The organism is Streptomyces rubradiris, assembly GCF_016860525.1.
Classification (GTDB): domain Bacteria; phylum Actinomycetota; class Actinomycetes; order Streptomycetales; family Streptomycetaceae; genus Streptomyces; species Streptomyces rubradiris.
Window position 1 is genome coordinate 4243450 of sequence record NZ_BNEA01000015.1, and the last position, 10857, is coordinate 4254306.

Sequence of the window (10857 nt, forward strand, 5' to 3'; positions counted from 1 at the left end):
TGACCGTAGCGTGACGCACCCCCTAGTGACATACCGCGTGGTATGCGCGCAGAATCAGCGCAACCTCTACCACCGCGTAGGCAATGTCGCCCGGGAGGACTCCGTGCTGAGCACCATGCAGGACGTACCGCTGCTGATCTCCAGGATCCTGACCCACGGGTCGACGGTCCACGGATCGTCGCGGGTGACCACCTGGACCGGGGAGCCCGAGCCGCACCGGCGGACCTTCGCCGAGATCGGGACCCGCGCCGCCCGGCTGGCGCACGCCCTGCGGGACGAGCTGGGCGTGACCGGCGACGACCGGGTCGCCACGCTCATGTGGAACAACGCCGAGCACGTCGAGGTGTACTTCGCCGTGCCGTCCATGGGCGCGGTGCTGCACACGCTCAATCTGCGGCTGCCCGCCGAGCAGTTGGTGTGGATCGTCAATCACGCGGCCGACAAGGTCGTCATCGTCAACGGCTCGCTGATCCCGCTGCTCGCGCCGCTGCTCCCCCAGCTGCCGACGGTCGAGCACATCGTCGTCTCCGGCCCCGGCGACCGCGCCCCGCTGGCGGGCGCCGCCGCCCGGGTGCACGAGTACGAGGAGCTGATCGCCGGCCGGCCCGACCACTACGACTGGCCCGAGCTGGACGAACGCCAGGCCGCCGCCATGTGCTACACCTCCGGTACGACCGGCGACCCCAAGGGTGTGGTCTACAGCCACCGTTCGGTCTACCTGCACTCCATGCAGGTCAACATGGCCCAGTCGATGGGCCTGACCGACCAGGACACCTCCCTGGTGGTGGTCCCGCAGTTTCATGTGAACGCGTGGGGCCTGCCGCACGCCACCTTCATGACCGGTGTGAACCTGCTGATGCCGGACCGTTTCCTCCAGCCGGCCCCGCTCGCCGAGATGATCGAGACCGAGCGGCCCACCCACGCGGCGGCCGTCCCGACCATCTGGCAGGGCCTGCTCGGCGAACTCACCGCACGGCCCCGGGACGTCTCCTCCCTCACCCAGGTCACCATCGGCGGCGCCGCCTGCCCGCCGTCCCTGATGGCGGAGTTCGACAAGCTGGGCATGCGGGTCTGCCACGCCTGGGGCATGACGGAGACCTCCCCGCTGGGCACGGTGGCCCGTCCGCCGGCCCACGCGGTCGGCACCGACGAGGAGTTCCGCTACCGCGTCACCCAGGGCCGCTTCCCGGCGGGCGTCGAGGCCCGCCTCACCGGCCCCGACGGCGCACACCTGCCCTGGGACGGCGAGTCGGCCGGCGAGCTGGAGGTGCGCGGACCCTGGATCGCGGGCGCCTACTACAACGGCCCCGACGCCGAACCCCTGCGACCCGACGACAAGTTCAGCGCGGACGGCTGGCTGAAGACCGGGGACGTCGGCACCATCTCCCCCGACGGCTACCTCACCCTCACCGACCGCGCCAAGGACGTCATCAAGTCCGGCGGCGAGTGGATCTCGTCGGTGGAGCTGGAGAACGCGCTGATGTCCCACCCGGACGTCGCCGAGGCCGCCGTGGTCGCCGTACCCGACGACAAGTGGGGCGAGCGCCCGCTGGCCACGGTCGTCCTGCGGCCCGGCGCGAGCGCCGACTTCCAGGCCCTGCGCACCTTCCTCGCGGAGGAGGCCCGGATCGCCCGCTGGCAGCTGCCCGAGCGCTGGACCATCGTCGAGTCGGTGCCGAAGACGAGCGTGGGCAAGTTCGACAAGAAGGTGCTGCGCCGGCGGTACGCGGAGGGGGAGCTGGAGGTCACCCGCCTGTGACTGCGGTGGCGGTACGGGCGCTCCGGCCGTGACGGCGAAGGCCCGTACGAGCCCTGCCGGGCCTCCGGTCGCCGGGCGTCAGCGCCGGCCGGTCCGCATCGTCGTCGCCCAGCCCAGCGCCAGCCACACGCCCGCCACCGCGCACACTCCGGCCCAGCCCCAGTGCCCGAAGGCGGGGCCCGCGGCGGCCGAGGCGAGGGCGCCGCCGGCGAAGCCCGAGACGACGTAGGCGGTGTTGGCGGTGGCCGGTGCGGTGGTCGTGGTCAGGGCCACGGTCTGGTTGGCCACATGGGAGGCGACCAGCGCCGCGTGGATCGCGATCGCGGCGGCGAACAGCGCCGGCAGGACGTGCCCGCCGAGCCAGAACAGCGGTACGGCGACGGCGGCCAGCACGAACGCGGTGCCGACGACCCGCGCGGCACCGAACCGGTCCACCAGGCCGCCCGCCAGCGGTGCCACCGCGCTGGCGGTCAGCCCGAAGAGGCCGAAGAGCCCGGCGGTCGCGGTGGACAGGTCGTACGCCGGCCCGGTCAGCAGCAGGGACAGCGAGGTCCACAGGGCACTCCAGGCGCCGAACATCCCCGCCTGCCGGACGCAGGACCGCCGCAGCTCGGGCGAGCGGCGCAGCAGCCCCGGCAGCTCGGCTATGCCGGAGAACAGCCCGCCCCGCCGCGCCGGCCGGTCGGACGGCAGGGCCAGCGCGGTGGCCAGCCCCAGGGCGAGGGTGAGGACGGCGGACCCGGCGAACACCCAGCGCCAGCCGAGGCCCTGCCCGGCGAGTCCGCCGAGCACCCGGGCCGCGACGATGCCGGTGAACAGCCCGGCGATGACGGCGGCGACGTGCCGGGCCCGCCGGTCGGCCGGGGCGCGGGCGGCCACCAGCGGGACCAGCAGCTGGGGGATGACGGTCGCCGCGGCGGCGACGAAGACGGCGGCGGCCAGGGCCGCGGTGCCCGGTGCCACGGCCGCGGTGAGCAGCGCGACCGTGGTGGCGACGGAGAGCCAGGCGACGAGCCGGCGGCGGTTGACGCGGTCGCCGAGCGGCGCGAAGAAGAGCAGGCCGGCGGCGTAACCGAGCTGGGCCACCGAGGCGATCCAGGCCACGGCCGACGGGGTGGTGCCGAAGTCGTGGGAGATCAGCGGGAGCAGCGGGGCCGCGAGGTAGATGTTGGCGGCCGTGACGGCGGTGCAGACGGCGATGAGCAGGAGGAAGAGGGTGCCGGAGGCCGGTCGCTCACGGGCGGGTTCCCGGACGGGTGTTGCCTGGTGGGTGGTGGTGGCTGACGGCATGGGGGAGCTTCTCCTTAGAGCCGGCTCTCACAACTAACTGGTTGGTTGACAGACGTCAACAGCGTGCACCGGCATCCGCATTCCCGTCAACCAAACAGTTGGTTATCGGCTCCCGGGCGCCTACCCTGTCCCCATGGCAACAGTGAGGGACCCTGAGGCCACCAAGGCCCGGATCTTCGAGGCGGCGGTCGCCGAGTTCTCCCGGCACGGCATCGCGGGCGCCCGCATCGACCGCATCGCCGCCACGGCCAAGGCCAACAAGCAGCTGATCTACGCCTACTTCGGCAACAAGGCGGAGCTGTTCACCCAGGTCCTCGGCAGCCGCATGGTGGACCTGGCCTCGGCCGTACCCGTCGACCCCGACGACATCGACGGCTGGGTGGACCGCCTCCTCGACTACCACGCCGCCCACCCCGAGCTGCTGCGCCTGCTCTTCTGGGAGGGCATGGAGTACGGCACCGCCGAACTGCCCGACGAGGAGGCCCGCCAGGACCACTACGCCCGCAAGGTCGCCCAGATCAGGGACGCCCAGGAACGGGGTGTCATCACGGACACCATCCCGGCCGGTGACCTGCTCATCCTGCTGATCTCGCTGACGAACTGGTCCTCCGCGCTCCCGCAGATGCGGCGCATCCTCACGGGGACGGGGGGCGGCGACCAGGACCGCCTGCGGGCCTCCATCAGGGAGGCGGCCCGCAGGCTGGTCGCGCGCTAGTCCGCGACCAGCCCGCGGTCCCCGGCCGACCGCTCCCGGTCCGTGGCCGACCGCTCCCGGTCCGTGGCCGGCGGCGCCCGGTTGTGGCCGGCGGCGCCCCGTTGTGGTCGGAGGCTCCCGGTCGGTGGCCCCGTACGGTGTCCCGGTCTCGGCCGGCGGGCCCTAGTTGGTGCCGATCCGGGCCAGCAGGTCGACGATCCTGCTCTGCACCTCGGTGCTGGTGGACCGCTCGGCGAGGAACAGCACGGTCTCGCCGGAGGCCAGCCGGGGCCGGTCGGCCTGGTCGACGGCGGCGGTGTAGACGACCAACGGGGTGCGGTTGAGCTGCCCGTTCGCGCGCAGCCAGTCCACGATCCCGGCCCGTCGGCGGTGCACCTGCATCAGGTCCATCACCACCAGGTTCGGCCGGAACTGCGCCGCCAGCGTCACCGCGTCGTTGTCGCTCGCGGCCCGCGCCACCTGCATCCCGCGCCGCTCCAGCGTCGTCGTCAGCGCCAGCGCGATCTCCGCGTGCTCCTCGATGAGCAGCACCCGCGGCGGATGCTGCTCGCTGTCCCGGGGCGCCAGCGCCTTCAGCAGTACGGCGGGATCGGCGCCGTAGGCCGCCTCGCGCGACGCCTGGCCGAGCCCGGCCGTGACCAGCACCGGCACCTCGGCCGCCACGGCGGCCTGACGCAGCGACTGCAGGGCCGTCCTGGTGATGGGCCCGGTCAGCGGGTCCACGAAGAGCGCGGCGGGGAACGCCGCGATCTGCGCGTCGACCTCCTCGCGCGAGTGCACGATGACCGGCCGGTACCCACGGTCGCTGAGCGCCTGCTGGGTCGTCACGTCCGGCGCGGGCCACACCAGCAGCCGGCGCGGGTTGTCCAGCGGCTCCGGGGGCAGCTCGTCGTCCAGCGGCTGCGGGCGCGGGGTGTCCGCCACCTCCACGGCCCCGCCCGGACCGTCCAGCGGCTCCGGTCCCTCGGCCGCGTCGGGCTCCGGGGCGCCGATGGCGTAGGACCGCCCGGCCCCCTCGGTGCCCGGGGCCGGCCGCCCCGGCATGGGCGGCTGACCGGCGGGCGAGGACTGCGGCGCCGGGGGCCGGCCGACGGGTGCCGGGTGTCCGGGCACCGGCTCGGACGCCGGGTGCGGCCGGGCCCCCTGGTCCGGCCGGGCCTCCTGGCGGCCGGCCGGGTCCGGGGGCGTGCCCAGCTTGCGCCGGCGGCCGGAACCACCGGGCGCGTGCGGCGGCGGGGTAGCCGTCGGCTGCTGCGTCTGCGCGGCCTGCCGGGCGAACGGTACGCCCTGCCCGAGCGTCCGTACGGAGATCGACCGCCCCTGCGTGGAGTCCGGGTCGACCGGTCCGCCACCCGCCGCCTCGGCGGGCAACGGCTGTGCGGCCCGCGGCGGTTGACCACCCTGGGCGGTGGCGGCAGCGGCGGGCGTGGTGGGCCCGGTGGGAAGGGGCGTGCCGGGGGTCGGGGTGCCCTGAGCCGGTGTGGCGGGGGGCGTGGGGCCCTGAACCGGTGTGGCGGGGGGCGTGGGGTCCTGGGCCGGGAGCGGGGTTCCCGCGCCGGCGGTGTCGTCGGCACCCGGCCACTGCGGCGGGGCGCCGGCCGCGGGGCCGCCGACGGGCGGCACCGGCGCGGGCCGGGTACCCGGCGCCTGACCGGGCGTGGCCTCGGCGGGCAACGGCAGCGGGCCCGGGCCCGCCACCGGGGTGCCGGCGGGCGGGGTGCCCGGCTGCGCGGCGGCCGGCGCCTGCGGGGCTGCTCCCGCGGGCGTGGACTGCCCGGCGGCACCCTGGGCGGGTGTGTTCTGGACGGGCATGCCGTGGGCGGGCGCGCCCTGGGGCGGTGTGGCCGAGGCCGGTGCCGCCGGGGCGGGTGCCGCCGGAGTGGGCGTGGGCTGTCCGGGCGTGCCCTGCGCGGGTACGGCGGCGCCGGGCTGGGCGCCGGGAGCCACGGGGCCGCCCTGGAGGGGGATGCCCTGCCCGATTGTGCCCTGCGCGGGAACGTTTGGCGCGGGGGCGTGCTGACCGGGAACCGGAGGTACGGCGGCGGTCCCCTGCGGCACCTGCCCGGGAGCGCCCGGCACCGGCAGGGGCCGGGTCTGGCCGGGTACGGTCCCCGGTGCCACCGCCTGGGCGGCCTCGGCGGGCTGTGCCATCGCCCGGCGCCGGCGGCCGGTCGGCGCGCTGGTGGGGTGCGGCTGCGGCGGGGTGTGGTCCTCGGCCTGGTCGAGCGGTACGGCGTCGTGCCGACCGTCGACACCGGGCAGCCCCTCGACGGACACCGGCATCTGGGCGGGCAGCTGCACCTGACCGGGCAGTGGCGCCTGACCGGGCAGTGGCGCCTGACCGGGCAGTGGCGCCTGACCGGGCAGTGGCGCCTGACCGGGCAGCGGTGCCTGACCGGGCAGCGGCCCGGCACCGGGAACGCGCGGCCGACCGCCCTCGGCGACCCCGGCACCCGGAGCGACGGGCACACCGGCGTTCGGGGACGCGGGCACACCGGCGTGCGGAGCCATGGCCCCACCCGCGCTCGGGTCGGCGGGCACACCGGCACCGGGAGCCGCCGATACGGCCGCGCTCTCGTCGGCACCGGGAGTCACCGGTACGGCCGTACCCGAGCCCGGGGCCGGAGCCGCACCACTCGCCGGGGCCGGAGTCTCGTGGGCCCCCTCGGCCTCGGGGGACCGGGGGGACCGGTCGGCGTCGGCCGGGGGCAGGGCGAACACCGTGCGCGGGCCGCTCGCTTCCTGCGCCGCGGCGCGCTCCGCCGCGGCGGCCAGCGCTCGCCGGCGCCGTCCGCCCGGCTGAGCACCCTCGGCGCCGACGGCTTCGCCTCCCTGGGCGCCACCCGTCTGACCACCCCGGGCCGGAACCACCGGGCCGCCCTGGGCGGGAACGGCCCGTGCACCCGGCGTCACTTCGCCACCGGCTCCCGTCCCGGCTTCCGCCGCGGGAAGGGCGGGCGGCAGGGCGGCCTGCGGTGCGGCGTCCACCTCGCGGCGGGCCCGCCGGCCCGTACCCGCGGGCACGCCCTGCGGCGGCACGGTGCCACCGAGCCCCGTACCCGAGGCGGCGGCCCCCGCGCTCTGCTCGGCCGAGGTCACGACGGCTCCTTCGGCCACGCCGTCGCTCTCGCCCCTGCCCTCACCGGCACCCGCGCCCGTATCGGCGCCCGCGCCGTCGGCGGGCCGGGCGCGGCGCCGTCCGGTACCGCCGGACGCGCTCTCCGCGCCCTCGGCCGGGATCGCGCCGGTCTCCCCGGCGGGCGCGGCGGCCCGCCGCCGACGCCGGCCGGTCGGGGCCGGTGCCTCGAACTCACCGGTGTCACCGGCACCGGCCAGGTCGCTCTCCAGGAAGGCGTCCGTGGAGGACCGCCGGGCCCGTCGCCGACCGCCCCCGCCGCCCTGCTCGGCCGCGTCGGCATCGTCCCCGGCGACCTCACCGGCGTCCGGTAGGCCACCACCGGCCACGGCGTCCGGCAGGCCACCCTCGGCCACGGCGTCCGGCAGCGGCGCACCGGCCACGGCGTCCGGCAGCGGCCCGCCGGCCACGGCGCCCGCGACTCGCGCGCCGGTGGCGCCCGGGATCTGCGTGCCGATGGCGTCCGGGACATGCGTGCTGGTGGTGTCCGGGACCTGCGGGACGATCGCGCCGGCCCCGCCCCCGAGGGGCACCTCAAGGACGTACGCGCTGCCGCTCATGCCCGGCACCTCGTGCGTCTGGAGCACGCCCCCGTGGGCGCGCACGATCCCGCGCACGATCGGCTCGTGCACCGGGTCTCCCCCGGCGTACGGCCCGCGTACCTCGATCCGCGCGACCTCGCCCCGCTGGGCGGCGGCGACCACGACGGTGTTGTCCAGGTAACCGCCCGCCGACACGGGCGTGTTGCCGGTGGCGTCGACCCCGGCGACGTCCGCGACGAGGTGCGCGAGCGCGACGGCGAGCCGCCGCGGATCGACCTCGGCCTCGATGGGCGGCGCGTGCACGGCGAACTGCACCCGCCCCGGCCCGATCAGCTCCACGGCCCCGTCCACACCGGCGGCGACGACGGCGTCCAGCATCACCTTCGTACGGGTGATGTCCTCGGTGCCCGCGTCCAGCCGCTGGTAGCCGAGGACGTTGTCGATGAGGGTGGTGATCCGGGAGTACCCGGCGGACAGGTGGTGCAGGACCTGGTTGGCCTCGGGCCACAGCTGGCCGGCGTCGTCGGCCGCCAGCGCGGACAGCTCGCGCCGCAGCTCGTCCAGCGGCCCGCGCAGCGACTGCCCGAGCAGGGTCAGCAACTGCTCGTGCCGCCCGCAGAGGGCCTCGTACCGGTCCTTCTCCCGCTCGGCCAGCGCCGCGTACCGCTCCTCGCCGGCCGCCAGCTCCTCCGCGTGCTTCTCGCGCAGTTCCCCGATCTCGGTGCCGTGCTTCTCGCGCAGCTCCTCGACCTCGGCGACATGCTGCTGGCGCAGCGCGGTCAGGTCGGAGGCGTGTTCCTCGGAGAGCCGCTCCAGCTCGTCGGCGTGCGCCTTCTCCAGCGCGGCCTTCTCCTCCACCACGGCGTCGTACGGCCGGCGGTCGGTGAAGGTCATCACGGCGCCGACCAACTGGTCACCGTCCCGCACCGGCGCGGTGGTCAGGTCGACCGGCACCTTCTTGTCGCCCTTGGACCACAGCACCTGGCCGCGCACCCGGTGCTTGCGGCCGGAGCGCAGGGTGTCGGCGAGCGGCGACTCCTCGTACGGGAAGGGCGAACCGTCGGCGCGCGAGTGCAGCACGAGGGTGTGCAGCTCCTTGCCGCCCAGCTCGCCGGCCCGGTATCCCAGTATCTGGGCGGCGGCCGGGTTGACCAGCACGATCCGCCCGTCGGTGTCGGTTCCCACGACACCTTCCGCGGCCGCCCGCAGGATCATCTCGGTCTGCCGCTGGGAGCGGGCCAGCTCCGCCTCGGTGTCGACGGTCCCGGACAGATCCCGGACCACGATCATCAGCAGCTCGTCGCCGGTGTAGCCGTAACCGTCGTACGCCTGCTGCCCGTTCTCCAGGTTCGCGCTGGTGACCTCGACCGGGAACTCGGTCCCGTCGGTGCGCCGCGCGACCATCCGGGTGGGCTTGGTCCGCCCCTGCGGGGCCATGTGGTCGGGCCGCCGCATCGAGCCGGGGATGAGCCGTGAGTCGAACTGCGGCAGCAGATCGAGCAGCCCACGGCCGACGAGGGCCGTGCCGGGCGTCTCGAAGGCCTCCAGCGCGATGGTGTTGGCGTTGACGACGGTGCCGTTGGCGTTGACCAGGACCAACGCGTCCGGCAGCGCGTCGAGTATGGCTGCGAGGCGAGCAGCGCCTCGGGATGGCCTGCTGCTCACGAGACGCCTTCCTCCCTGTTACCGCACCTTGCCGACCGCTCGGGCCATCTTGCCAAGGGGCCCGCGACGTGTCACGCGAGGGAGTCTAGGGGAACGGGTCGCGCTCGCGGCGCCGGATGGCGGCGAGGTCCCACGAGGAAGTGACGGCGAACGCATGACCGATACCCCGGCTCCGCGATACCTGCCCGGGTCCTACACGGAACCGGCGCGCCCGTAGAACCCGCACGCCACGCCCGCCACCCGACCCGGCCCGACCGGACCCACCGATCCCCGGCCCCGGCTCGGCCCGACCTGACCGGACCCGCCGCTCCCCGGCCCCGGCTCGGCCTTGCGGGGGCCGACGGTCCGTGGCCCGGCCTGGGCGGGGCTGCGGGTGCCGTGGTCAGGCGTGGACGGGGCCGCCACTTCGCGACCCACGCGAGTCCGACACGCCGGTCCGTGGCTCGGTCTGGGCGGCGGCGCCGGTCCGTGGTTCGGTCTGGAGGGGACTGCCGGTTCGCGGCTCGGCCTGGGCGAGGCCGCCGTTTTCGGCTGAGGCCAGGCCGACGCACCGGTCCGTGGTTCGGTCCGGGCGGTGCTGCCGGTGTGTGGCTCGGCCGGGACGGGGACGCCGGTCTACGGCTCGGTCCGGGCGGGGGTGCCGGTCTGTGGTTCGGCTTGGGCGGGGGCGCCGATCCGTGGCAGCAGGGGCACCATGCGGTCCCACCGTGCGATCCGGCACCCGTCCCCGCGGTCGTACGTGGCGTCGACCGGGCGTCCGGCCCAGGTGCCGGTGAGCCGGGCGGTGGCCGGGCCGCCGTGGACCATGGTGCAGACGGTGCCGGGGGCGACCGGCGCGAAGGGGTCCCGCCCCCACCGCGTGTTCTCGTCGAGCACCCGGCAGGCCCCGGCGGGGTCGGGGTGCCGGCCGGCCTCGGGGTGGCAGTACAGGTCGTACCTCCCGTCCCGTTCGACACCGGCGTGCCGGACCACGACGGTGAGGTGATCACCCTGGTCCTCGGGCCGGACGGGGGGCGGCATGGCACCGCTCGCGCGGTCCTCGGGCCGGACCGGCGGTGGCATGGCGCCGGCCGCGGCGGCGGGGAGGCCGGTGAGGGGGAGGAGACAGGCGGTGACGGCGAGGGCAGCCAGGACGCGGCGGCGGCACCGTGTGGTGACCGGGGGGACCGGCGGGGCCGATGAGACAGAGACCATGCCCTGTCAACGCCGGACCGGCTCGGACGTTGCGCCGCGTCGTCCGGGAAGCCCTTTGCCCTGCGGCCCGACTGCCTAGTACCGTGGGGGGCGATTGGTGACAGGGCACTCGCCTGTGTCATCATCTGCACGCACCACTCGCGCGCTCGCGTGAGCGGTTGTGCTGGAGGCGTCGCCTAGTCCGGTCTATGGCGCCGCACTGCTAATGCGGTTTGGGCCTTAAAGCCCATCGAGGGTTCAAATCCCTCCGCCTCCGCTCCCAACCGAAGCCCCGGTCCCCAGGACCGGGGCTTCGTCGTTCCCGCCTTGGCTCCGGAGGCTGGCCTCGGGCATTTCCGCAGGTCAGAGGGGGTGAGGGGACCGGATTTCACATGACGGCGGCAGTCATGTAATGTTCTTCCTGTCGCCGCGAGCGGGCCGAAAGGACCGGGAGCGAAGGCAAAACAAAAGAACAAGCACTCGTAGCTTAACGGATAGAGCATCTGACTACGGATCAGAAGGTTGCAGGTTCGAATCCTGCCGAGTGCACACAGGTGAGAGGCCCCGGATTACTCCG

Annotated in this window: 5 protein-coding genes and 2 tRNA genes; 4 read left to right on the forward strand and 3 right to left on the reverse strand. The window is 75.4% G+C overall.

Features of this window, described 5'->3' with window-relative positions:
• Positions 1 to 103: 103 nt before the first annotated feature.
• A complete protein-coding gene (locus Srubr_RS32020) occupies positions 104 to 1759 on the forward strand; it encodes a long-chain fatty acid--CoA ligase (RefSeq protein ID WP_189994775.1) in 1656 nt (551 codons plus the stop codon).
• Between the two features lie 78 nt (positions 1760 to 1837).
• Here Srubr_RS32020 and Srubr_RS32025 read toward each other — a convergent pair whose 3' ends face one another.
• Entirely contained in the window at positions 1838 to 3049 is a 1212-nt protein-coding gene (locus Srubr_RS32025; RefSeq protein ID WP_189994774.1) for an MFS transporter, read from the reverse strand.
• A gap of 133 nt (positions 3050 to 3182) precedes the next feature.
• Between Srubr_RS32025 and Srubr_RS32030 the strand changes: the two genes are divergently transcribed.
• On the forward strand, positions 3183 to 3764 hold the full coding sequence (locus tag Srubr_RS32030) for a TetR family transcriptional regulator (protein ID WP_189994772.1): 582 nt from the start codon (positions 3183 to 3185) through the stop codon (positions 3762 to 3764).
• A gap of 162 nt (positions 3765 to 3926) precedes the next feature.
• Here Srubr_RS32030 and Srubr_RS32035 read toward each other — a convergent pair whose 3' ends face one another.
• Together Srubr_RS32035 and Srubr_RS32040 are read right to left on the reverse strand one after the other, a co-directional pair.
• On the reverse strand, positions 3927 to 9107 hold the full coding sequence (locus tag Srubr_RS32035) for a hybrid sensor histidine kinase/response regulator (RefSeq protein ID WP_189994770.1): 5181 nt from the start codon (positions 9105 to 9107) through the stop codon (positions 3927 to 3929).
• A 615-nt stretch (positions 9108 to 9722) separates the two neighbouring features.
• On the reverse strand, positions 9723 to 10301 hold the full coding sequence (locus Srubr_RS32040) for an SSI family serine proteinase inhibitor (protein WP_189994761.1): 579 nt from the start codon (positions 10299 to 10301) through the stop codon (positions 9723 to 9725).
• A 165-nt stretch (positions 10302 to 10466) separates the two neighbouring features.
• Here Srubr_RS32040 and Srubr_RS32045 point away from each other — a divergent pair.
• Both Srubr_RS32045 and Srubr_RS32050 read left to right on the forward strand, forming a co-directional pair.
• A tRNA-Ser gene (locus Srubr_RS32045) sits at positions 10467 to 10557 on the forward strand.
• Between the two features lie 199 nt (positions 10558 to 10756).
• Positions 10757 to 10829, forward strand: a tRNA-Arg gene (locus tag Srubr_RS32050).
• The last annotated feature ends 28 nt before the right edge of the window (positions 10830 to 10857 follow it).